Origin of the sequence: Candidatus Thiodiazotropha sp. LNASS1 (assembly GCF_964212655.1) — a bacterium.
Taxonomy (GTDB): domain Bacteria; phylum Pseudomonadota; class Gammaproteobacteria; order Chromatiales; family Chromatiaceae; genus Thiodiazotropha.
The window spans coordinates 3,520,201-3,544,664 of the sequence record NZ_OZ156465.1 but is presented as its reverse complement, the minus strand read 5'-3'; the positions used below and the strand labels follow the sequence as shown (position 1 = coordinate 3,544,664).

The 24,464-nt window shown below is 53.1% G+C and carries 20 protein-coding genes; 9 read left to right on the top strand and 11 right to left on the bottom strand.

Translation table 11 applies throughout. The annotated features are described in order from the left end of the window. Nucleotides 1-109 precede the first annotated feature (109 nt). Nucleotides 110-1,081 (top strand): aldolase catalytic domain-containing protein, encoded by a 972-nt coding sequence (locus AB8516_RS15700; protein WP_369162054.1) that lies wholly within the window; start codon nucleotides 110-112, stop codon nucleotides 1,079-1,081. Between the two features lie 173 nt (nucleotides 1,082-1,254). Here AB8516_RS15700 and AB8516_RS15695 read toward each other — a convergent pair whose 3' ends face one another. After that, nucleotides 1,255-1,398, bottom strand: a complete 144-nt coding sequence (locus AB8516_RS15695) for a hypothetical protein (RefSeq protein WP_369162053.1) — start codon at nucleotides 1,396-1,398, stop codon at nucleotides 1,255-1,257. Nucleotides 1,399-1,949: 551 nt separating this feature from the next. Here AB8516_RS15695 and AB8516_RS15690 point away from each other — a divergent pair. Together AB8516_RS15690 and phbB are read left to right on the top strand one after the other, a co-directional pair. After that, nucleotides 1,950-3,137 carry an acetyl-CoA C-acyltransferase family protein gene (locus AB8516_RS15690; RefSeq protein WP_369162052.1) on the top strand — a complete coding sequence of 396 codons (1,188 nt, stop codon included), beginning with the start codon at nucleotides 1,950-1,952 and terminating at the stop codon, nucleotides 3,135-3,137. A 39-nt stretch (nucleotides 3,138-3,176) separates the two neighbouring features. Then, nucleotides 3,177-3,899: an acetoacetyl-CoA reductase gene (phbB, locus tag AB8516_RS15685; RefSeq protein ID WP_369162051.1), complete on the top strand. Its 723-nt coding sequence runs from the start codon at nucleotides 3,177-3,179 to the stop codon at nucleotides 3,897-3,899. A 210-nt stretch (nucleotides 3,900-4,109) separates the two neighbouring features. On the opposite strand, the gene AB8516_RS15680 is transcribed toward phbB, so the two are convergent. Together AB8516_RS15680 and AB8516_RS15675 are read right to left on the bottom strand one after the other, a co-directional pair. Then, nucleotides 4,110-7,229: an efflux RND transporter permease subunit gene (locus AB8516_RS15680; protein WP_369162050.1), complete on the bottom strand. Its 3,120-nt coding sequence runs from the start codon at nucleotides 7,227-7,229 to the stop codon at nucleotides 4,110-4,112. Further along, nucleotides 7,226-8,458 carry an efflux RND transporter periplasmic adaptor subunit gene (locus AB8516_RS15675; RefSeq protein ID WP_369162049.1) on the bottom strand — a complete coding sequence of 411 codons (1,233 nt, stop codon included), beginning with the start codon at nucleotides 8,456-8,458 and terminating at the stop codon, nucleotides 7,226-7,228. Before AB8516_RS15675 ends, AB8516_RS15680 begins: the two co-directional genes overlap by 4 nt. Before the next feature lie 471 nt (nucleotides 8,459-8,929). On the opposite strand from AB8516_RS15675, the gene AB8516_RS15670 reads away from it, so the two are divergent. The 4 genes from AB8516_RS15670 to AB8516_RS15655 all read left to right on the top strand — a co-directional run bounded on the left by AB8516_RS15670 (nucleotide 8,930) and on the right by AB8516_RS15655 (nucleotide 11,992). Next, nucleotides 8,930-9,697 (top strand): HAD-IIB family hydrolase, encoded by a 768-nt coding sequence (locus AB8516_RS15670; RefSeq protein ID WP_369162048.1) that lies wholly within the window; start codon nucleotides 8,930-8,932, stop codon nucleotides 9,695-9,697. Nucleotides 9,698-10,088: 391 nt separating this feature from the next. Continuing rightward, entirely contained in the window at nucleotides 10,089-10,478 is a 390-nt protein-coding gene (locus AB8516_RS15665) for a TusE/DsrC/DsvC family sulfur relay protein (RefSeq protein WP_369162047.1), read from the top strand. Between the two features lie 477 nt (nucleotides 10,479-10,955). Further along, a complete protein-coding gene (locus AB8516_RS15660; protein WP_369163305.1) occupies nucleotides 10,956-11,420 on the top strand; it encodes a CreA family protein in 465 nt (154 codons plus the stop codon). Then, nucleotides 11,417-11,992, top strand: coding sequence for a hypothetical protein (locus AB8516_RS15655; protein ID WP_369162046.1), 576 nt, complete (start codon nucleotides 11,417-11,419; stop codon nucleotides 11,990-11,992). The genes AB8516_RS15660 and AB8516_RS15655 overlap by 4 nt, the downstream gene beginning before the upstream one ends. 56 nt (nucleotides 11,993-12,048) lie before the next feature. On the opposite strand, the gene AB8516_RS15650 is transcribed toward AB8516_RS15655, so the two are convergent. The 3 genes from AB8516_RS15650 to AB8516_RS15640 form a co-directional block, all read right to left on the bottom strand. After that, nucleotides 12,049-13,590, bottom strand: coding sequence for a diguanylate cyclase (locus AB8516_RS15650; protein ID WP_369162045.1), 1,542 nt, complete (start codon nucleotides 13,588-13,590; stop codon nucleotides 12,049-12,051). 85 nt (nucleotides 13,591-13,675) lie between these two features. After that, nucleotides 13,676-14,479, bottom strand: a complete 804-nt coding sequence (locus tag AB8516_RS15645; RefSeq protein ID WP_369162044.1) for an endonuclease/exonuclease/phosphatase family protein — start codon at nucleotides 14,477-14,479, stop codon at nucleotides 13,676-13,678. A gap of 171 nt (nucleotides 14,480-14,650) precedes the next feature. After that, nucleotides 14,651-15,262 (bottom strand): cytochrome c, encoded by a 612-nt coding sequence (locus tag AB8516_RS15640; protein ID WP_369162043.1) that lies wholly within the window; start codon nucleotides 15,260-15,262, stop codon nucleotides 14,651-14,653. 168 nt (nucleotides 15,263-15,430) lie between these two features. Here AB8516_RS15640 and AB8516_RS15635 point away from each other — a divergent pair, with 168 nt between their 5' ends. After that, nucleotides 15,431-15,658, top strand: coding sequence for a hypothetical protein (locus AB8516_RS15635; protein ID WP_069121368.1), 228 nt, complete (start codon nucleotides 15,431-15,433; stop codon nucleotides 15,656-15,658). A gap of 27 nt (nucleotides 15,659-15,685) precedes the next feature. Here the strand turns inward: AB8516_RS15635 and AB8516_RS15630 are convergent, their stop codons facing one another. The 4 genes from AB8516_RS15630 to AB8516_RS15615 all read right to left on the bottom strand — a co-directional run bounded on the left by AB8516_RS15630 (nucleotide 15,686) and on the right by AB8516_RS15615 (nucleotide 18,589). Further along, nucleotides 15,686-16,720, bottom strand: a complete 1,035-nt coding sequence (locus tag AB8516_RS15630) for a hypothetical protein (protein WP_369162042.1) — start codon at nucleotides 16,718-16,720, stop codon at nucleotides 15,686-15,688. 3 nt (nucleotides 16,721-16,723) lie between these two features. Continuing rightward, on the bottom strand, nucleotides 16,724-17,302 hold the full coding sequence (locus AB8516_RS15625) for a copper chaperone PCu(A)C (RefSeq protein ID WP_369162041.1): 579 nt from the start codon (nucleotides 17,300-17,302) through the stop codon (nucleotides 16,724-16,726). Nucleotides 17,303-17,493: 191 nt separating this feature from the next. Then, the gene (locus tag AB8516_RS15620; RefSeq protein ID WP_235615122.1) at nucleotides 17,494-17,817 is read right to left on the bottom strand and encodes a c-type cytochrome; all 324 of its coding nucleotides are present in this window, start codon (nucleotides 17,815-17,817) and stop codon (nucleotides 17,494-17,496) included. Nucleotides 17,818-18,061: 244 nt separating this feature from the next. Further along, nucleotides 18,062-18,589 carry a YqhA family protein gene (locus AB8516_RS15615; RefSeq protein ID WP_369162040.1) on the bottom strand — a complete coding sequence of 176 codons (528 nt, stop codon included), beginning with the start codon at nucleotides 18,587-18,589 and terminating at the stop codon, nucleotides 18,062-18,064. Between the two features lie 169 nt (nucleotides 18,590-18,758). Here AB8516_RS15615 and rapA point away from each other — a divergent pair, with 169 nt between their 5' ends. Beyond that, entirely contained in the window at nucleotides 18,759-21,632 is a 2,874-nt protein-coding gene (gene rapA, locus AB8516_RS15610; protein ID WP_369162039.1) for an RNA polymerase-associated protein RapA, read from the top strand. Between the two features lie 456 nt (nucleotides 21,633-22,088). Here rapA and AB8516_RS15605 read toward each other — a convergent pair whose 3' ends face one another. Then, nucleotides 22,089-24,200 (bottom strand): EAL domain-containing protein, encoded by a 2,112-nt coding sequence (locus tag AB8516_RS15605; RefSeq protein ID WP_369162038.1) that lies wholly within the window; start codon nucleotides 24,198-24,200, stop codon nucleotides 22,089-22,091. Between the last annotated feature and the right edge of the window lie 264 nt (nucleotides 24,201-24,464).

Here is a 24,464-nt window from a genome sequence, read left to right as displayed (position 1 = left end):
CATTTCATGATGATATCGATCCGTTCAGAAACTCACCTATAGTACGTGCGCATGCGATCGGCTAGAATCAGCAGATTCAATCCCACCTGATGTCACGAGGAATCCCAACGTGTTTCGCAAAGAGCTCAAAGTACTTGACTGTACCATTCGCGACGGCGGTCTGATCAACAACTACCATTTTACCGATGATTTCGTAAAGGCGGTCTATCGCGCTGCCTGTGATTCCGCCGTGGATATTATCGAACTGGGCAAGAAGCTTGCCGTCAGTGAGGAATACAGTCGGGATAAATTCGGCAAATGGAACTTCTGTGACGATGATGATCTGAAGATGATTATCGACTCCCATGAATGTGAAAACCCACCTTTGATCGCGGTGATGTTCGATATCGGCCGGGTGGATATCAATAGCCTGAAACCCAGAGATCAAAGTCCGTTCGACATGGCGCGCGTGGCCTGTTATGTCCCCGACATCGACAAAGGATTGGACCTGGTCAAACGCTCAAAGGACATGGGGTACGAAACAACCATCAATATCATGGCCTGCTCTGCCGCCATTCGTACCGAGTTGATCGAGGCCCTCAACCAGGTTGAGGAGACTGCCGAACTTGATTACCTTTATCTCGTCGACAGCTACGGCGCATTCTATTCCGAACAGGTGACCGATTACCTGAATCTCTACAAGAAATACGCGCCAAGCAAGGAACTGGGATTCCATGCACACAACAATCAACAGCTCGCCTTCTCCAATACCCAGCAGGCGATAATCGACGGGGTAAACCTTCTCGACGCAACCATCAATGGCATCGGTCGCGGTGCTGGTAACTGCAACCTTGAACTGCTGCTCAATTTCTTGAAAAACCCCAAGTTTGACGTCGAACCCATATACAAAGCGATCCAGGATGAGTTCGTCCCTCTACGCAAAGAGATCGAATGGGGATTCAATGACATCTATGGCATCAGCGGACACCTCAATCAACACCCGCGTGCCGCCATGAAGCTGCGCGCGGACAAGAGGAATCGCGATCGCTGCTACGATTTCCTGATTGAATCAAGCCGTCTGGACGAAGGCATTATTTCTTGAATGAAAGTCATAGAGCGATACAACTCCCCAACACCCTCAAAGTGTTGGGGAACCAGCGATGTTGAATCATTTAATAAACGTAATATGATCAGGCAAGTATTTTATCAATAGCCTTGACAACCTTGGCGCATGCTTCTGAGTATGCCTTGCTCTCCATGTGCTTGTCTTCATGCTTAGGAGTAAGATTCACACGCGGTCATATCGAATACCGCATCACCATCAGATCCACCAGTGGGTATGGATGATGGCAGATAGAATGTGCGCCCGGTACCGCCCGCCTCGCCTGCGAGGCTGCCGCTGTCGGTATCCGTCCACATTGCACTCAGTTTGGCATAGCCGCCGATACTGAATTTACGTCACCTCCGAAGACATCGCTCAAATCGTAGGCCGATGCGTTCAATAGCATTATAAAAAGCATGGTTAGCACGCCGATTCCAGGCATTTTTACACATATATTAGATATCTCGTTACTCTCCTCTTTTTTCAGTGGATAAGCGTTACGGAAATATGCGTGTTGAGTTATCAGCCAGGATCACAGGGCGGTTATTATCGATGCTGTGTTATTGGTGTTGTTATTTTCCTCCAAGGGCTATATTCGTGGAGAACAGGAGACTGTATCTAAATACGCGGACGGAAATTTTTTAGATTCGTGAGTTTTTTGAGATCGGCTGCCTTTACGGATCAGACATGCCACTGCCCGAATCCGCATGCCCCATAATGACAAATAAAACCGGGAGTGATGACCCTTGCAGTTACAGCCATTTCTCACTTTGTGCCACTGTAGGGACGAGCAATTTACAAACGGATGATTTTTCCATGCTAATATATTTATGCTGAGATAGAATTCACTAATGATACGGAGGGGGAGATGGGAACAACCCGCGACATAGTCGTATTGAGCGCAGTACGTACAGCCGTCGGCGGATATGGCGGCACCCTTAAAGATATTGCTCCGTGCGAATTGGCGGCAACCGTCATAAAAGAGGCGGTCGCACGTGCCGGGGTTGATCCCGATACTGTTGGACATACCGTATTGGGAAACGTTATCCACACAGAACCGAGAGATATGTATCTGTCCCGCGTTGCGTCGGTAAACGCAGGCCTGCCGGTCGATACCCCTGCATTTACCTTGAACCGCCTGTGCGGTAGCGGTCTGCAGGCGATTGTCTCAGCCACCCAGCAAATTGAAACCGGCCATTGCGATGTCGCAATTGGTGGTGGCGCCGAGTGTATGAGCCGCGCCGGGTACACTTCAGTCAACCAGCGCTGGGGGGCGCGCATGGGGGACAGCAAAATTGTCGACATGATGGTAGGCGCACTCACGGACCCCTTCGATAATGTCCATATGGGGATCACAGCGGAGAATATTGCCGAGAAGTGGGGAATAACCCGTGAGGAACAGGACCAACTGGCCGTCGAAAGCCATAAACGCGCTTCAACCGCCTGGCAAGAAGGTCGTTTTAAAGATCAGATTGTGCCAATCGAGATTAAGTCCCGTAAAGGCACCATACTGTTCGAAAAAGACGAACATTTTCGTACCGATGCCGATATGGGCGGCATGGCCAAGCTACGCCCCATTTTCAAGAAAGACGGCACAGTCACGGCTGCAAACGCCTCAGGCATCAACGATGCCGCATCAGCCGTTGTGTTGGCGGCGGCGGAGACGGCGCAAGCCATGGGGCTCAAACCGATGGCACGGCTGATAGGCTACGCTTTTGCCGGTTGTGATCCCAAATACATGGGCATAGGTCCCGTACCCGCGGTCAAGCGGCTTCTGGAGGATACGGGTATGTCAATCACCGACTTTGATGTATTGGAGGTCAATGAGGCCTTTGCGGCCCAGGCCCTGGCTGTGATTAGAGACCTCGATCTTCCAATGGATAAAACCAATCCCAACGGCAGCGGTATCTCCCTGGGCCACCCCATCGGAGCGACAGGTTCAATCGTCACAACCAAGGCAATCCATGAACTACAGCGTACCGGTGGACGCAATGCGCTGGTCACCATGTGCATCGGTGGCGGTCAGGGTATCGCAGCAGCCTTCGAGCGTATCTGAATAAACAATAAATCAACAATCAAGCAGAGGAGATGATCTATGGGACGTGTAGCATTAGTGACTGGAGGAACACGCGGAATTGGTGAGGCAATCTCTGTAGCATTGAAAGATGCGGGTTACACGGTTGCCGCAAACTTCGGCGGCAATGAAGAGGCGGCCAAGGCATTTACTGAACGTACCGGCATCCCCGCCTATAAGTTCGATGTCGGTGATTTTGATGCGGTCCAGGCTGGAATCGCAAAGATTGAAGAAGAGATCGGGCCAATTGAGGTCCTGGTCAACAATGCCGGAATTACCCGAGACGGTACCATGCATAAAATGAACTTTGAAAAATGGGACAAGGTCATCCAGACCAATCTGGCCTCATGCTTCAATGCCTGTCACGCTGTCATCAGTGGTATGCGTGAGCGGGGTTTCGGCCGCATTGTCAATATCGGTTCTGTGAACGGCCAGGCCGGACAGTATGGACAGGTCAATTATGCGGCGGCGAAATCAGGTATCCATGGTTTCACAAAAGCCTTGGCCTTGGAGGGCGCCACCAAAGGCATTACCGTCAACGCTGTGGCGCCGGGCTATGTGGCAACCGACATGGTGCGTGCCGTACCGGAGGATATTTTGGTGAAAATCATCAAGACAATACCGGTTGGGCGTCTCGGAGAACCGGAAGATATTGCCCGTTCCGTGTTGTTCCTGGTTGCTGACGATGCAAGCTTCATCACCGGATCGACACTTTCTGTGAATGGGGGTCAACATATGTATTAAGGATTCTACCCTTAATCAAGAAGCCACTATCCAGACAAGGAATAAGCCGCAAATGAACGCCAATCACTGCATAACAAGCGTTAAAGGTATGACGATGTGCATGGCTACCGCTGAAGCCATTAATATTCCACTAGCGTTGGTTTGTGGTGATTTGCGTATATTAGCGGTGAAATAATGCTGCTTTCATGGTTGGTTCTATGATTATTCACGCTATTCCAGCTGGTTCTGCTGTTCCGTCAGTTCCTTCTCCAGTTGCTGGCTGAGCTGCTTAGGTGATCCGCTGTGCCTGGCCAGGAGATGGTACGCGACAGGTACGATATAGAGGGTAAACAGGGTCGCGGCAATGACACCCGAGAGGATGACAGTACCTATCACAGTGCGTGTCTCGGAACCCGCACCGGCTGATAATAGCAAAGGCAGGGAGCCGGCAGCCGTGGTTATACCGGTCATCACGATCGGGCGAAATCGCACATGGGCCGCCTCTATCAGGGCATCTGAAAATGCCTTGCCCGCGTCTCTGAGCTGATTGGCGAATTCAACGATAAGGATACCGTTTTTTGCCGCCAGTCCCACCAGCATGATCAAACCTATCTGGCTGTAGATATTCAGCGTCTGGTCTGTCAGATAGAGACCCAGCAGCGCCCCCGCCATGGCTAAGGGCACGGTCAACATGATAACCAATGGGTGCAACCAACTCTCGAACTGTGCGGCAAGTACCAGATAGACCACCACCACGCCGAGTATCAGCACGAATACGACGGAGCTGCCTGCGGTCTTGTAGTCCCTGGACTGCCCCTTATAGTCGATGATGGCATGGGCGGGCAGATGCTCCCTCACCAATCCCTCAAGGTATCCCAACGCCGCACCCAAGGCCAACCCCTGTTTCAGATTGGCCTCGATAGTCAGGGCACGCACACGATTATAGCGATTCAGGCTGATCGAGTCGGCAACCTCCCGCAGCGTCACCAGATTGGAGAGCTGCACCAGCTGACCGCTTGCTGTGGAGCGGACATAGAGATGATTCAGATCTGTGGGAGTACGCTGATCGCTGCGCTCACCTTCAAGAATGACATCGTACTCCTCCCCTTGCTCGATATAGGTCGTTACCCTGCGCGAACCGAACATGGTTTCCAGTGTACGGCCGATGGTCTCGACGGTTACACCCAGTTCCGCCGCCCGATCGTAGTCGATATCCACCTTCAACTGCGGTTTGGTCTCCTTATAGTCCCAGTTGAGACCCACTAAACCCGGATTGTCTTGCTCGATCTGTTGCAGCAGCCTATCCCGCCATTCCGCCAACTCGTCATAGGTACCCCCTCCAATCACAAACTGGATCGGTTTCTGTATGCGTCGGCCAAAGCCCTGGCGCATCACCGGGAAGACCTTCACACCGGGAAGATCGGACAGATTTTTACGCAGTTCATTCATGATCGTCCAGGCACTACGGCGCGAGTTCCACTCATTCAACACATTGATGACGATACCGCCGTTGAAGATCGCGAAGTTACTGAATCGCCTGGGCGCCCTTACCAGCAAGCGCGTTATTTCGCCGGACTCCACATAGGACATCATGCGCCGTTCGATCTCATCCATATATTCCTTCATATATTCATAGGAGGCACCCTCCGGACCGTTGACGATCAGATAGAAGGCACCCCTGTCCTCCTTGGGGGCATACTCATCCGGTATCTGCTGCAACAGCCAGTAAGCCATCGCCACCATACCGGCGAACAACAACAGCATCAGCCATACATGGCGCATTGCCACATGAAGTGTCTTGATATAGATATCCCGGATACGCCCAAACAGTCCATCCACCCATCGGCTGAGGCTTACCCTGCCGACATTGCCGGCAGGCAGGATCTGGGATGCCAGCATGGGTGACAGCGTCAGGGCGACCAGACTGGAGAAGCCGACCGCTGCGGCCATGGTCAGGGCAAACTCTGAAAAGAGCCGTCCGAGATCACCCCCGAGGAAAGCGATGGGGGTGAACACGGACACCAACACTACGGTGGTTGAGATCACCGCAAAGGCAACCTGCTTGGCGCCGCGAAAGGCCGCCACAAGCCTTGACTCACCATACTCCTCCATACGACGATGGATATTCTCCAACATCACGATGGCATCATCCACCACCAGGCCGATCGCCAACACAAGGGCGAGCAGGGTCAGTATATTGATGGTGAAACCGAGTATCAGCAGCACCAGAAACGTGGCGATCAGTGAAACCGGCACCGCCACCGCCGGTACTATCATTGCACGCACGCTGCCGAGGAAGAGAAAGATCACGGTAACCACCAAAAGAATGGCGATAAACAGGGTCTTGTAAACCTCGCTGATAGCTCTTTCAATGAATACAGAACTATCGAAGCTCTGCTTGATCTCCATACCCTCGGGCAGGGTGGTATTGACCCGCTCCGTCTCTGCCTTGGCCGCCTCGGCCACAGCCAGGGTGTTGGCGGTGGACTGCTTGATGATACCGATACCGACCATCGGCACACCATTGCCGCGGAAGAAGGTACGTGTCTCTGCGGCACCTTTTTCAACCCGGGCCACTTCACCCAGCCGCACCAGATAACCGTCATCACCCCGGGCGAGCACCAGCCTGGCGAAATCGTCAGCGGAGTGAAATGTCCGGTCCACCCGTACCGTGAACGCCCTGTCGACCGAATCGATGCTCCCAGCGGGTAACTCCAGATTCCCGGCGCGCAAGGCCTGCTCCACATCGGTTACCGTCAAGCCGCGTGCCGCAAGGGCCTGTCGGTCGATCCAGATGCGCATGGCAAAAGTCTGGCCGCCGCCCACCCGCACCCGGGCCACGCCATCGAGCACCGAGAAGCGATCGACCAGGTAGCGCCGCGCATAATCGGACAGCTCGGGTACGGTCATCCGGTCACTGACCAGGTTGAGCCACATAATGACATCTTCATTACTGTCGACCTTCTGGATCTCCGGCGGCTCGGCTTCCAACGGCAAGTTGTCCAGAATGGCCGATACCCGGTCACGCACGTCATTGGCAGCACCGTCTATGTCCCGCTGCACGTCAAACTCGATGGTGACCACGGAGCGTCCATCCTCGCTCACCGATGAGATAAAACGGATCCCTTCGACACCGGAGATTCTATCCTCGATCAATTGGGTGATACGGGTCTCCACCACATTGGCGGCCGCTCCGGGATAGATCGTCTCCACTGAAACGATCGGTGAATCGATATTGGGGTACTCGCGCAACGGCAGCTGATCGAAGGCAACCAAACCGAAGGCAATCAATAACAGCGAGAGGACAGAAGCGAAGACCGGTCTTTTGACTGAGATGTCAGAAAGGATCATGGCTTGCCCTTGGTGGCCTTGACCAATGGCTTGAGTAAGGCGTCGATGGCAACCTCGCCTTTCTGCACGCCCTTGATACGTACCTTCCCATCGGCCTTGGCCTTATCCGTGCCATGGGTGATGACACGCTCCCCTATCATCAATCCGCTGACCACCTCCACCTCGCCAGGGCGGCGTGAGCCGATGGAGATTTTCCTTTTCTTCACCCGATTCTCTTCACCCTCAACAACGAAAACAAACTGATCGCTACCCTTTGGCATGAGCGCAGACTCGGGTATCAGCAGGGTACGACGGGGATTGTGCAACAGTTCGACTGTCATCAGCATGCCCGGCTTCAACCATCGCTCCGGATTGGCAATCATGGCTCGCACCAGGACCGAGCGATTGACCGGATCGACCCGACTATCCACGACCTTCACTTCACCCTCGAAGATACGATCCAGGAAGGCACGACTGCGGGCACGAATCATCAAGCCGGGTTGCAGATCCGCGAGATAGACGGATGACACAGCGAATTCCAGCTTCATGGTGGTGTCATCGTCCAGGGTGGTGATGGTATCGCCGGTTTCAACCAAAGCACCGACACTGATGTTGCGCAGACCGATGACACCCGAAAAGGGCGCTGTGATCAGCCGATCCGCAAGACGGGATTGGATGGCCGCCAGGCGGGCGCGAGCGGTATCCACTTCGCGTCGTCTCTGATCGAGCAGTGACTGCGCCTCGATTCCCTGAGATTCGAGCCGACTGACCCGGTTATATTGGCGCTTGGCCTCATTGAGAGTGGCCCTGGCCTCCTGCAAAAGGGCATGCTCCTCACGGTTTGTCATCTCCACCAACACCTGTCCGGTCTCAACCCGCTCACCGTCATCGAAATGAATCGCGCTGACCGTCTCCGTCACATTCACTGTCAATTCGACCGATTCATTCGCTCTGAGTGTACCCAATGCCTCGATCCGCTCGATGAAATCATCCTCGAGGACTTCCGCAACGATTACCAGGGGGGCCGGCTTATCCGCACCCCAGCCGGACGTGGAGATCAGTATCAAAAACAACAGGTATGGCCAGACCAACAAGCCATTGGCGGAATATTTTCCAGCCATGGGAGTCACAAGCGTCACGTCCACATTGTTTCTTGCCGGAAAGAAATTGGCGGCAGAATCCCAACTGATTGTCTCAGTCAGCACTCCTTTGAAATTTAACAGTGCAGTGGCTATTGAAAGTCTATTCACTATATCCCTCAGCGGGAGAGGTTTTATTGATAATGGGTTTAATAGCATTTTGAAAGCATAGCTGCCGGTCGAGTTCCATGGCGACACAATGCGGGTCAGAATACTGCAAACGCTTTTAGGGCCTGTTGACAAGGATATAATGATAGCTGTCGATGGAGTAGCTTAAACATGTGATTTAGCAATATCAGGGCATATGGTGTGTTGTGACAGCTGCATTGGTATCAGATCTCATCCCAAAGGCCGAGCATGGAATTCATCCACTCTCTGTTTTTTACAGTGCATGATTATCACAATTCAGGTGCCAGGTTAATATTCACCCTATCCTGCGGTGTGACGAATAGTCAGTCAATTGCGCCAGATCATTCAGATATACCAATCTCAAGGTATGCTAATGCGCACTGTTTGACTGTGGGCTTTATACAGCACACCTGATTTAATCCCTCAGAAGGCATAGAATTCCGAGCAATGACAATGGGATGGCTTGTATTCACAGACCTTGACGGCACACTATTGGATCACAATAGTCGCGATCATCATGAGGCGCTTCCCGCGCTGCAGAGACTCAGAGAACGGCATATTCCGGTCATTCCCGTGTCAAGCAAGACCCATGCTGAACTTGCTGTTTTAATGCAAAGACTCGGACTCGAAGGACCCATGATCGGTGAGAATGGCGCCGTTATCATCTATCCCGGTGAGGCCCCACAGATCGCTCCTCCGGGCTATCTGCAGATCCGTGATTTTCTCGTCGATAGCCGGACAAATCCCAGCTACGACACCCTGGGATTCGGAGACATGACCGTGGATGAGGTCATGGCATATACCGGACTGGAAAAGGAGATGGCGCAGCTCGCCATGCACAGACTCGGTTCAGAGGCGTTTTTCTGGCAAGGCAGCGAAGCCGGACTAAGCCAGTTCCGGCTGGATGTCACCCATGCTGGTTTGCGACTTTTACAAGGCGACCGATTCCACCACCTGTTGGGTGATACGGACAAAGGCAAGGCAATCGGATATGTGACCAGACATCTGAAGCGGAACGGATATGCAGTCACCAAAACCGTGGGCCTGGGTGACAGCAACATTGATCGGGAGATGCTGCTGGCAGTCGATATTCCGATCATAGTACGCAAACCTGACGGCACTCATATCACACTTGAACAACGACCCGATGCCACGATCACTGATCTGCCCGGCCCTGCTGGTTGGAATCAGGCGATTCACAATCTGTTACAACAGGCATGAGACCCTTGTTCAAGGTTTCGATTTCACAATCCTCATCGACTCACCAGCCCTCCCAATGAAGAGTTGGAGCGGAAATATGTCGTCTCCGTAAATGGCCAGGCTCAGGATCATCGAATTGATCTATGACGCACTCCTATTAACTTCCGGCCAATGCCTGATGCCGGGTCGGCACAATTTCCGTGGGGAAATAATGGTGCGGATTAATAGCCCACTGATCCAAAAAATCTTTTTATGAACAGTTGGTTATAGAAACCGACTATATTCAATATCTCTTAAGTATAAAAGAGTTGATTTATATCAACATCAGGTTGGAAAATCACCGGTTTATCCTGCTATTTTTAAAAGACAACAACAATAAAAACACGGCAAAATGCACACCAAGGAGACCAACATGAGGCTTGAACACCCCGATATAGCCGATCCGCCTGAGGCGGTAAAGGCTAACAGGACCATCGAAGTAGAAGGTCGGATGATCGCTATTGATGATGAAGGGTATCTACTCGACTTCGATGACTGGAGTCCTGCAGTAACTGAAGCCCTGGCAGAAGCCGCTGGTGTAAAACTGACCGAAGAACATTGGTTGTTGATCGATTTTCTGCATCGTTTTTACAAAGAGTATGAGATCGCACCGGAGATACCGATCCTGGCCCGCAATCTATGCAAGGACCAAAACGATTGCCGCTGGACCAAACGCTATATTGAGACCCTTTTTCCCGGTGGCGCAAAGATGGCATGCCGTTTTGCTGGCCTGACAAGGCCTGTCGGGCGCAGCTGCCTGTAGTCGACAGACTTTCGCAGTCTGGCGTTACCCAACAACACGAGCAGTAGTGACACAGGGGCGCCTTGCTCAGGGGCTCCTGTACTCTTTCCCAGATACTGTTAGCACTGATTCATCCGGCTCTGTCGTGCCTGATAAAACGCCAGTGATGGCGTGGTATAGTCTGGAAATATCCAACTGAACAACGGACCACACAGAGCGACGCCTTTTTCAGACACACCCCAAGGGCACTTCCTTCGGGGCGCAACCCGAAGCACTGGGACCATTTTCACGCCCAGCGGTGTTATCATTCGCTCATTCCACTTTGCTGGATGAAAAACTGCTCCGGCAGTACTGAGATTGGATCCATCCCAGCCGGCCCTGAACAATCGGGACACAAAAAAACCTTGAACCATGACTCTCAAGCCGCAAGTCGCTTTACAGCCCACACACAACCCAGACCATCCGAGGCGATACACCATCACGGCCGCGCTGCTGTTTATGCTTTTTTCCTCTCTGCTGCAAGGGGAAGAGCTGGGGCAGGTAAGTACCAAATTCCGGGTTGTAGGTCCAAACGATAAGATCATCATCGAAGCCTTCGATGATCCGGCTGTTCCCGGTGTCACCTGCTATCTGAGCAGGGCTAAAACAGGAGGCGTCGGTGGCGCCATCGGTATTGCAGAGGACACCTCAGACGCCTCAATCGCCTGCCGACAGACAGGTCCGGTGAAGCTGGCCACAGACATTCTGAACAAATCACGGGATGGTGAAGAGGTCTTTAAACAACGCACATCCATTTTGTTCAAAACGATGCAGGTTGTCAGGTTCTATGATGAAAAACGCAATACCCTGGTCTATATGACTTACAGCGATAAACTGGTGGATGGTTCGCCGAAAAACAGCATCACAGCGGTACCACTCTATCGACCGGCACCACTCCCGGCACCCGGCCCGGACAGCCAATGAACCAACCGCTGCATACCGGTCGCCTGGTGCTGACACCGGAAGATCCCTATCTGCTACCTGATGATCCTGAAGCTATCCTCACCAAACTACATGAGATAGGTTTGATAGAAGGAGCCCTGGAGAGCGGCCCTGGGTATCTGCTGGGGGAACATTTCATGCAGCTGGTGACCTTCATGGGGTGCTCTCCCTATATCCGGTTGCAAGCGGATGCGTCTGGCGAGCCTTTCTGCCACCTTTTACTAGACGGCCCTTACCCCCGCCCCAAATTGCTTTGCGGCACGAACACTCAGCCCCCTCGTTGCGAGGCCTGCCGCAAACGATTGATTGAGTGGCGTGACAGTTTCGAATCCTGCCTGACGGATAATCACGGCTGCAAGGTCGGTTGTCCCCATTGCGGTCACCGTCAGGATCCGTTTACCTACGACTTCCGGCAGAGCGCCGGTTGCGGACGCCTGTTTCTATTTGTGGAAAACATCTTCCCCCAGGAAGCGATCCCATCACCCACACTGCTCACGGCTCTGGAACTGGCCTGCATTGGGCATCCGTGGCGCTATTTCTATCAGCAGATATGATCTCCGGGTTGAACATCCCGGGCTCTGTCCCCCAGGCTCGGATATGTTGCCGACGCTTAACCCAACTGACAACGGTTTTTGCCGGCCTTCTTCGCCTCATAGAGGGCCTTGTCCGCCCGTAAAAACACGCTGTCGATTGAATCACTCCCCGTAAAGGGCGCAATACCGCACGAGATGGTCACCGGAACCGGTTTTCCGGCTGAATGGAAGCCATTGGTCTCTACCGACCTGCGCATCTCATCAGCAACCTTCAATGCCTCGCCACCTTCGGTACCGCAAAGCAGGCAGACGAACTCCTCACCACCATAGCGGGCAATAAAGTCAGTTACTCTGAGACGCGACTGCAGACTCTTTGCGATGACCCGCAGGGCCTTGTCTCCGGCCTGATGACCAAAGCGGTCATTGATCGATTTAAAATCATCGATGTCCCAGACCAGCATGCAGAGTGGGTCGTTGAATCGCTTCCAGCGGGCATACTCTTGCTCCACCCGTTCTTCGTAGGCCAGTCGGTTGGGTAATCCGGTCACGGCATCAATCAGCGCCAGATGATGGGCCTCCACCATGCGTGAACGCAGTTCGCTGGACTCCTTCTCCAGTTTCGCCAACCGATGTTTCAACTCCTGTTCACTCTCTTCGGTCTTTTGGTGCCACTGTTTCTCTTCGTGAAGGTAGTCATCGATATTACTCTGGATAAGGCTCAAGCGTTCACGCACGGCCGTCTTCAACTGTTGCAGATCGGTCGCCGTCTGGACACTCTCACCCAGATCACCGACATGGCCGGTCACCTTCTCGCTCAAACTCCGACCGTACTCGATGATCTGATTTCGTCCATCGTGGGCACTTTGCAGATGCACACCCAGATCCTGCAGCCGCTGGGTCAGTTCTTCCAGAAAATCCTCTGCCTCCTTGATCTCCATCTGGACCTGGCCATAGGATTTTGCCGAGAGTTCGAGCAGATCACGCAGGACTTCCGACCAGGCATCGGTTGATGCCTTTCCGTCGAGACGCCGTTTCAATTGACTGATTTCATCTCCCCAATGTCCCGGCCACGAGGCCTGCTCCAGTAAATTGAGCAGAATATCATTGGGTTTCGGTCCCTGCTCATGTTCACCTTGAGCACCACCCAGCAGACGTTCGAACAACCCTGTCTTTTTCACTTTTGCGGGCTGGTCCCTGCTCAAGAGCTGAACCAATCGGGAGAACTGACCAATCTCCATCTGTGACGGATCATCGGCCAGCTGATGCATTAACCCAGCCGCTTCCTGTGCCTGTTTTTTGTTTAATTGAAGGGAATCGAGCAGCTTGATATAGTCGCCTGTCGTATCGACATCCTCTTCACCGGCATCTTCCGAGAAGTGGAGCAATCCATCCGACAGAGCGTTCAGTTTACTCTTCAGTTTATCGTTGACGCCACCGCGGACAGCGTCACGGACACCTTTCAGGTGGGGGTCCAGGCGGGGATCGAGACCGTTGGCTGCAAGGGTCAAGCGTATGATGGTGCGAGTCAGTAACTCTTCCAGCTCGCGGTTGGCTTCATCCTCGCTTTCATGTTGACGCAGCAGTTCTTCGTATCGCTCTTTCCAGTCTTTCTCATTCATCGCTTATCGCCATTCTCGCGAGAGTATGTAAAGCGTAACCGTAATGCTGTCAGCAACCAAATCCAGGTATTGTCGAGGAAATCCCTCATGCGGCCATGGGCAGCACAACATCTTTCGGCAGTTCGATCTCCAGACTGACCGGCAAGTGGTCCGAGTGTGCATAGTTGAGCACTTCCGACTTGGCCACTTTCAGGGTGGGCGAAGCCAGGATATGGTCCAGCTTGCGACTCGGGCGCCAACTGGGGAAGGTCATCATGTCGCAGGGACTGCCTTGCAGGTTGGTCCGTTCGATCAGGTAGCGAAATTCCTGGGAACTGCAGCCACAATTGAAATCCCCCATCAAAACCAGATGTGAGTAGTGAGATACCAGATCGCTGACATAGGAGAGCTGGCGCAGACGTGCCCGACGGCCCAATGCCAGGTGCATCATGCAGATACCCAAAGGCTTCTCGCTGGTCTCAAACTCCATCAATACGGCACCACGGCCGGGTAATCCGGGCAGTCGGTACTCTGAAATGATGCTTGGTTCAACCCGGCTGAGCACACCGTTGCTATGTTGAGCCAGCTTGCCCAACTTACGATTCACCTGCCGGTACCAGTAGGGAAAGCCCGCATGCTCGGCCAGATAGGCGGTCTGGTCGATAAAACCGCTGCGCAGACTGCCTGAATCGACTTCCTGCAGCCCCACCACATCGAAATCCTTCAACAGATGCGCAATCCGATTCAGGTTCCCCAGCTGCTGCTTATGCGGCAGCATCTGCTTCCAGCCACGGGTGACATACTCATGGTAGCGCCTGGTATCGGCACCGGCCTGTATGTTGTAGCTGAGCAGGCGCAGTCTGTCTGTACCGTCCAGCATGGACTGGTTCTGAATGATTTGATTGTGCATCGTTGTTCTGGCGCGTGTTTTGATTATTACCTCTACCGCACTAGTCTTTACGGCAACACTGGTTTAAAACTTGAGCGTCATCGCACAAGTTGTTAATACAATAGCATGCAAACGTAAAAAGGCGGCCATAAGCCGCCTTATTGTATCGGTTATAGGTACAGAAAATGGTGATTACCTGCTCAGACCCTGGACATACTGGGCAACCGCCGCCATTTCTTCGTCACTCATACGGGATACAACTCCCTGCATCATCTTGCTCGCATCGTTGGTACGCTTACCGTCACGAAAATCTTTCAGCGCCTTTTCCACATAGGGAGCATGCTGGCCGGCTATGGCAGGAAAGTTAGCTTGCGGGTTACCTGATCCTGCAGGGCCATGGCAGGCCATACAGGCAGCCACGCCGGTCTCGGAATTCCCGGCTCTATAGATCGCTTCACCGGCACTGACCTTGTCCGCTGCAGCCTCACCGATCTGCCGTGGTTGACTGGAGTAGTAGGCAGCCAGGTCTGCAATATCCTGATCGGAGAGCGGCATTGCCATCGGTGACATGGTTTGATCGACACGGGCGCCCGATTTAAAATCCTTGATCTGCTTCTCGATGTATCTTGGAGACTGTGCCGCAATTTTCGGCCACAGGGGATTGATAGGGCTATTCCCATCAGCGCCATGGCATCCTGCACAGATTGCAGCCTTGTTTTTTCCCTCATCTGCATTCCCGGCGGCATGGGCCAGATTGAAACCGATGCCAAGGGCGATAGTTGCGGTTATGAACCATTTATTCATGATCAATCCTGCTCTAGATTCTGCTGGATATGTTGAAATTCCGAGCTTTGCTGCCCCACCTACCCATCGGCGGAAACCTCAAAAGCCACCAAAAAAGCTGCGAAACTATAGCAGAATTTTCTAATAAAGGTCAAAATCAGACACTCCGATTCGACATAGGTTCTATCTATGCAGAAAGACCCCGACCAAACCATCGTGAAGCGCTGTTACGCGGTTATCTACACCCCCAGCCAACGCCGTAAGCGCTTCCCGGAAAACTGCGTACAACCGTTCGCCAGCGCTGAAGATGCCCTGGCAGCCGCCTCAGAGCAGAAAGACCGTCACGCAGCGGAGGTGATGGGGCCTTCACGCTCGTCCGAAGGATTTCGCCTCTATTACCTGTTGAGATGGTTATAGTCATGCCCCATCCCCCACGAATCCCGATCACACCCTGAGCTTACCCATCTCCTGCTCGATCGCCATGCCATCCAGGGTTTCGAAATCCGATCGACTGAATGTGGTAATACCGCCGGCGAGTTCATACCAGGCAAAACCATTCGTCCAGGGCGCATGCTGATAATGACCTTGCCGTTTGCGTGAGAGACAGTAGAGCCGGCCTGGCCGAAAGATCAGATTATAACTGGTCTTGTGTTCATGCAGTGTCCGTATATGCGCCCAGGCCGCAGCTGCAGAGCTGAACACCTCGCACGACAGGGGATAATGCAATCTACCACCATTATGATGCCAACATGCCCTTTCAATGGGCAAAGGAGATGAGCGCACATAGAATTGAAAATGAAGGTGATTAACGGAAGCGTAGGCACCATAACTGTTGTAGGCGATACCCAGCCCCGGCAATCCTGACCCCAATTCCTCTGCCAGAGACCAGACATAGTCATGGTAGCCAGCACTCAACAGCTGTGGATGTCGCGCACGCCTGTCCGGTACCAGCAACCCATGCAGTGGTGCGAAGGGGAATTTGTTATAGAGCAGTTCGACCTCATTCCCCCGCAACTCCCCCGCCCAGAGGACTTCTTTACGAATATAGGGCTTATTGAAGTTGAATCCGTTCGGGTCGAAGGGACGACTGATTCCCTGCACAGGCTGCCGGCTCATGCGGGAGGGCCGAAATGCCCGAACATGATTGAACTGCAGTTCCCACTCCCCCGATTCGCGAAACTCGGTGGCCTGTATACCCTCAAATCCGATCGCCATCAGCTTCAGGAAGACCAGTTGATCATCCTCGGCGCCAGCCAGTTCACGGCCTTCGCTCAAGGCTTCCCGGCAGTATGCGGACAGGTTATCGAAACGGTGCGCCAAATTCCGCTTGAGTATCTGATAGATATCAGCGTCAAAACAGGCGTTGGCATGCACCAGGATATAGCTGCCAAGACCGGGATTGCTCAGCAACCGCTGCAACCCGGAAGTGAATGCCTGTTTCAGTACCTCAAGGGAATTAAAGGGCGGCGCAGTAATCAACTATCAATGCATATGGCCCTGTTGGCCATCCTGTTTCATACGCATCTGCAATTTACGCACCGGGGTATCCACTTGCAGGCTCGATCCATCCTCGAAGGTCAGGGTCAACGACACCTTCGCATCCGGGACCAGTTTCTGCTTCAGACCGATCAGCATCAAATGCAGCCCACCGGGCTGCAACTTGACCATCTCGCCGGCAGGCAGATCAATCTTCTCCACCTTGCGCATACGCATCATTCCCTCTTCCATTGTATGGGTATGCAACTCCACCACTTCAGCGGCAGGACTGCTGGCAGCCGTCAAGGCACTCCCCGCTTTACCCATATTGTGCAAACCCATGAAAGATGCAGAGTTCGGCTGACCCGGCGGAACAGCCCTGACATAGGGATCGTCCACCATAATGCCATCAGCGACATTGCCCGCGACAGCTGCCTGACCGGCACAGATGAGAAACAATCCGACTAGAGAAAAACGTTTGAAACAGGACATCTTGCTGAACTCCTCGTGCGTATCACTATCTTCAATCAATCTTCGACGGAAGTAGCCGTATATGGCTGACTCAAAGGCTGACGAGAATGACATCAATGCCTACCCCAAGGCAATCCAAATCGAAGTGAATTATGTCAATTCATGGCATTTATAGGCCATTTGACACAAGACGCGTCATTTGACCCATCCGATAGATCGCAATTTCTGATTATTTGTACAAAAAAAAAGCGCCTGACACTGGAGCAGGCGCTTTTCCGACATCCAATTTGGATGGATGTACTGGATCAGAGCGTCAACAGCCAGTCGACGATGACCTTGATGTCTTCATCACTGACATGCGCATTAGGCGGCATGGGTACAGGACCCCATACACCGGATCCGCCTGCCTTAACCTTTGCGGCCAGCATCTCGGCGGCGCCTTCCTGGCCCTTATACTTGGCAGCGACCTCTTTATAAGCAGGTCCGACTACCTTGGTTTCAAGCTGGTGGCAGGCCATGCAGCCACGTTGAGTCGCAAGTGCCACAGGATCAGCGCTAGCAGTTGCCACGGCGCCCAGAGACAGAACTGTCGCGCTGGTTGCCAGCAGCATCATCTTCATCTTATTCATCAGGTATTATCCTCTAAATTCAAACAGTTATCACTTACACACCTGGAGGGAACAGTATCACCCTTCCCTTAAACCCGGCGGATTATAAAGTAAATAGACCACCATTGGCTATCAAAGACAATTATCAATCAGGTTAGTTTACATTAAATCACAACACACTTTACCCCATTGACGACAACTTAATGACACACTCACTGTCATGAAATTCCATTTATTAATCAACTTGTTACAAAGCTCAGGCAAATCAATGGGCACCATCCTTGTCTGACAAATGGGCCAGATAAAGCGCCAATCCAAGCAGAGCAATGCCACCCGCAAATTGCAGGAGATCCATCGGTGTGGAGAATTCCATGCTCAGCGCAAACTCAAAATAGCGCACCACCAGAATCATCATCACGACCTTCGCCAGTCGGCTTTTGAGATCGTCCAGACTGGTGATCATCAGAACATTCGAGGCGCTCTCAGAGTTCTCGGCGTAATCGATTTTACTGATGAACAGTTCATATAGGCCGAGGGAGAAGATCAGTAGCACCGTCGCCAACAGATAACCGTCCACAATCTCCACCACATGGGTAACAGTGGAGGATCGTAAATCGATCCGTTGCTCTGCACTCAGCGAAGGGGAGGCATAATCTCCGAGGTGAGAGATCATGTAAACAGCGTCCACCGAAGCCATATAGAACATTGCGATGGCCGCAGCCATGCTTGCCACAACGGCAGCCAGGACTACAAGCCGGCTGCTCCAGAGAATCTTTTCAAACTTCTTTTCCACAATTCACCATACTCAGTTTGTCGTCGGACTATTATTCCCAGCCGCCGCCCAGACTCAAGTCTTTTCCCGCCCCAATACCATCCACAGGCCGCACGAACAGACATGGTCGCACTGGATCAAAAACAGTGAAATGATATCATCTGCCTCTTTTTGCCAGGATCATACCCAAATGCCAGTTTTCTTACCCGGCCAGCGCTGGATCAGTGATAGCGAATCGGAGCTGGGTTTGGGCAGTGTCGTTGAGTGCCAAGGACGCACAGTCTCCATCCATTTTCCCGCAGTGGGAGAAACCCGGGTCTACGCCCGACAAGGGGCTCCCCTGACACGGGTCGCCTTTTCGGTCGGAGACAGGGTTGAAAGCCGTAATGGCGACACGCTGCTGGTCTCCCGCGTGATCGAGAAGAAAGGCTGCCTGAACTATCTGGGAGAAGATCAGACCGGCAGGCAGACCACACTGGCAGAAGCGGATCTGAACGACTCACTGCGTATCGACCAACCCCAGCAACGCCTCTCCGCGGGCCAGATCGATCCACCCCACTGGTTCAATCTGCGCTATCACACACTGCGCCGGTTCGGACGACACCTGCAGTCCCCCATACTCGGCCTGGGCGGACCCAGGATCGATCTGATCCCTCATCAACTGTACATCGCCCACGAAGTGGCCAACCGGCCAAATCCACGGGTATTGCTGGCCGACGAGGTGGGACTTGGCAAAACCATCGAGGCCTGCCTGATACTGCATCATCAACTCATGACAGGGCGCACATGCCGAGCCCTGATCCTGGTTCCGGACCCCCTGGTACACCAATGGCTGGTGGAACTGTTGCGACGTTTCAATCTCAAGTTCCGCATATTCGATGAAGAGACCTGCCAGGCCATCCAGGATTCCGGACAGGCCGACAACCCCTTCCACGCTGAACAGCTGGTGCTCTGCAGCCTTGATCTTTTTCATCACAATACTCAACGCCTCAGCCAGGCCCTGGATGGTGGCTGGGATATGCTGATTGTGGACGAGGCACACCATCTGACCTGGTCCGCCGACGATCCCAGTGCCGAGTATCTACTGGTTGAGGCCCTGGCGCTTAAAACACCGGGAGTACTGCTTCTGACCGCCACGCCGGAACAGTTGGGGCGGGCAGGACACTTTGCCCGTCTGCGACTGCTCGATCCGGATCGCTACTATGATTTGCAGGCCTTTCAGGAGGAGGAGCACCACTACCAGCCTGTTGCAGAGGCGGTAGAGCAACTACTCCGACACAACAGGATATCGAAGGCGGCTGCAAGTCAACTGTGGGATATCCTGGACGAGAGTGAACAACAGCCCCTCCTTACTCTGCTCGAAGAGAGCGATGCCGATGAAGAGCAGCGGAATACGGCCAGGGAAACCCTGATTTCAATGCTACTTGATCGACACGGTACCGGCCGGGTGCTGTTTCGAAACACCCGTGTCGGTGTTAGCGGCTTCCCCAAACGGGAGTTGCACAACTACCCACTACCCTTGCCTGTGGAATATGAGGGGGCAGGGACAGAAAGCGATGTTCCACCGGAACTGTGCCTCACCCCTGAACGTTTACATGCCGACCGGGGACACCCCGCCTGGTGGCTTGTCGATCCCCGGGTTGCATGGGTGATCGAACAGTTGAAGCAACATGTTTCCAGGAAATACCTGCTGATCTGCGCCCATGCCGAGACTGCCATCGAGCTGCAGGAGGCTATCCGGGTACAGACCGGGATCGGTGCCGCCCTGTTTCACGAGGGGATGAGCATCATCGAGCGTGATCGATCGGCAGCCTGGTTCGCCGACCCGGAGGGGGCCAGACTGATGATCTGCTCCGAGATCGGGAGCGAGGGTCGCAACTTTCAATTCGCCCACCACCTGATCCTCTTCGACCTCCCTCTCGATCCGGATCTTTTGGAGCAACGTATTGGCAGACTCGACCGGATCGGCCAGAAAGAGACCGTACAGATTCATCTCCCCTATCTGGAACCGGGCCCGCAATCGATACTGCTGCATTGGTACAGGGATGGATTGGATGCCTTTAGCCACCCGGTGCCTGGCGCCCATGAACTGTACAAACAGCTCAGTCCGGTACTATGGGAATCACTGGAGGATATCGGCGGGGAAGGCAATCTGGAACGGCTCCTGGAACAGACCCGACAACTCAGGACGGTGACCCAACAGCGCCTGCAACAGGGTCGCGACCATCTGCTGGAGTTGGGTGCCTGCCGTGAGCCCACTGCCAGCTGGCTGGTCAAGGAGCTGCGTGCGCAAGACCGATCTCATCATCTTCGCGACTATCTCGAGCAACTGTTCAACAGTTACAACATCGACACAGAGGAGCTGGGGTCAGGCTTTATTCTGCGTCCCGGGGAACAGGTTATCGCGGGCCAGCTGCCTGGCCTGCCAAGCGAGGGGATGACGGTGACCTACAGTCGCAGCGATGCCCTTGCCCATGAGGAGCGTCAACTGTTGACCTGGGAACATCCCCTGGTCAGCGGGGCTATGGAACATGTCATCGGTCAGCAGACCGGTAACAGCACCGCTCTCGCCTGCAAGCACGCCAAACTGAAAGCGGGACAGCTTCTGTTGGAGTCCCTGTTCGTGGTCGAGTGTCTGGCTCCGCGCAAACTGCATGTCGCCCGTTTCCTGCCACCGACACTGATCCGCATCATGCTCGATGCCAACGGCAAGAGATGGGATCAACTGATCGCTTGCGACGATCTGCTGGAGAATGCCCAGCCCCTGGAGACACAGACCCTGCTACCGGTCATCGATAGCTACCGTCAACAAATAAGAGCAATGGTCAAAGAAACTGAAACCGCCGCTCATCGCAGCATGGAGCCGCTTAAAAACAGTGCCGTCAATGGAATGATGGAGCACTACACGGAAGAGATTCAACGGATGATGGCACTCAGAAAACACAACCCGGGGATACGCGAGGAGGAGATCCGCCTGATGCAGGATCAGGGCCTTGCACTACACAAGCATCTGCAGGCCACCAGGGTTCGTCTGGATGCAGTGCGCCTGATTGTCACGTTGTGACCCGAAACTGTTTACGTAAAGAGCAACCCGATTACCCATCATGCTCAACTATCTGCTTTAGCCTACTTCTCCGTCACTGAGGGTGCTGTGAATGCAGGCCGCAAATTGACGCATAATATTAATAATCCGCAAATATACGCGAATAGACACATTCTTAGCGGTTTAATCCAAAAGCTTAGGTGAGACAGTCATCACAGGTCTCGTGACACACTCAATCGGAAAAGGGTGTTGCATAAACTGCAGGATTGGGTCCATCCAATCAACTTTGTTGGAGAGTTAATAGATAGATTTGCGTTCATTTACGGACTTAGAACTATTTGGCGAGTATTTGCGGCTTGTTTGCAAAGATCACGATCACCTGATCGGCGGCTGAGTATTGTGAGTAATCAGGTAACTGAATAAAGTGGGCAGCCGGGAAGGACTATAGGTGAAGCGATAGTTGTGTGCTGAACCCGCCTACTCGAAGAGTTTCTCGATAGGGTATGGCCGGCAGATGCCATAGCCCTGGGCGTAATCGATTCCGATATCCTTCAGGCGATGCAAAACGCTGTCGTTTTCCACAAACTCCGCAATGGTCTCCAATCCCATGATATGCCCGATCCGATTGATAGCATCCACCATCGAATCATCGATTAGGTTATCGAGCATCTCTTTGACGAACGCCCCGTCTATCTTCAGATATTCCACCGGCAGATGCTTGAGATAGCTGAAAGATGAGAGGCCGCTGCCGAAATCGTCCAGGGCAAATTCGCAGCCGATTCGCTGCAGCGTGCGCATGAAGTGCTCGGCTGAAGTCAGATTGGATATGGCCGCGGTTTCAGTGACTTCGAAACAGAGCATCCCCTTTGGAATGTCATAACGTTTAATTCTGTCCAGGATCATCTGCAGGACATCCTCGTCACATAAAGAGTGGCCCGACAAATTGATAAAGTAACGCCGTCCCGCCGCGAGACACACCTCCCGGTTATCGACTATATAGCGTATAAGTCGATCGATCACCCAGCGGTCCACATTCGGCATCAGGCCGAACCTTTCCGCCGCTGGAATAAAGGCCCGTGGAAGAATCAATTCACCCGACTCATCCAACATGCGTATCAATACTTCCACATGCTCTGCTGCATTGTTGTTGATCGATATAATAGGCTGCACATAGAGCGTGAAGCGGTCTTCATCCAGCGCACTGCGGATATGGGTTACCCATTTCGCTTCACCGTGCCGCCTGGCGGCAGAACTCCCAAGAGGATCGTAGATATGGATTTTGTTCCTGCCCTCCTCCTTGGCGGAGAAGCAGGCTGAATCCGCCAAACTCAAAATCTGTTCCGGATTATTGCTCTGATTGTCTATCGGTACCATGCCGATACTGACACTTTGCGAAAAGCTCTTATCTCCATAGACAAAGCGAAAACCCTGGATTGAAAGGCGAATGCTGTCCGCGATACGTTCAGCCGCCTCAACGGAACACTGTGTCAACAGTATGCCGAACTCATCTCCGCCCAATCTGGCCAGCAGATCGCTGTTACGGATGGAACGTTTGATCAGACTGGCCAGTTGACGCAGCAATTCATCCCCTGCGGCATGGCCACAGTTATCATTGACGATCTTGAAGCGGTCGATATCGAGATAGAGCAGGCAATGCACACAATCCTCTATCGCAGGCTGCTCCAACAAACCGGTCAATTGACGATCAAATTCGGTTCTGTTGTAGAGCCGGGTTACCGGATCATGACTCGATTGCCAGCTCAACTGCGCCGCCAGTTTTCTTGATTGACTGGTGTCTTTGAAAACCAGCACGATACTCTCCAGATTCCCCGCTTCATCCCTGAGACTGGTAATCGATTGCTGTACCGGCAGACTCAAGCCCTCTCTGTGCATCAATACCAGCTGACGTCCCTCGCTGTCGACGATCTTTTCAAATGGAAGCGGTTTTTTCTCCGTATCCGACTCGTCGAAAACCCGATACACCTCTGTCAATCGACGTCCCGTCATCTGCCGGTTGGAATAGCCTGTCATCCCTTCCGCAGCCAGATTGGCAAATTCGACCCTGCCAGAGGCATCGAGCAGAATGACAGCATCTTCCACAGATGAAAGCATCGCACGAGTCCGCTGTTCCGCTAGGGTGTTCGTAGTCAGCTTATCCCGTTGAGCCAGTGTTGAGTCGATTTCACTGATCTGCACCAGACAGTAGCCCGGGTGCATCATCAGCGGCTTGACACTGACCCGAATAAAACAATTCTCATCGATTCTGAACAGGTGGCGGGAACCGGAGAGGGAGAAATAGGCCTGCAGCGATCTATCGGATTGAGGCACCTGCGCTGCAGTGTGCACCATTTTAGAGAAACGGGGTCCGGCCAGCTGTGGGATAAGCTCTTCCAGCGGTTCGGTTAGCGCCTCTTGATCCGTCTTTCCGGTAATGTCAGATAGATGTCGATTCCAGGCAACCACCCGGCGATCGGTGTTTATGAGGCAGAGCCCAACATCGCAAGCGTCGATCACTTCCTGCAGCTGCACCAGATCACTCTGGCTAAAGACCCCTGTCTGCAGCGCCTCTGTTGACCCCTTCCCCTGCACGACCTTACCTCTCGTAAAACACTTTATATCGTAGTCATAAATACTCAATGAGATATGCAGCGGCCGAGTCTTTCAGCGCCTGGTCATCAGTTCCTGAAATTATCCGCCGTCTCAGGCGGTTAACAATGATAGGAAACATCAGGTCATTGTCCTTATTATTCCGCATACGAAGACCTGCCCGTAAGCAGGTTGACTTGATATAGGATCGGCCGACCCTTACTGGAACTTTAATCCACAATGGTAAACCGGGGATTAGAGAAGTGA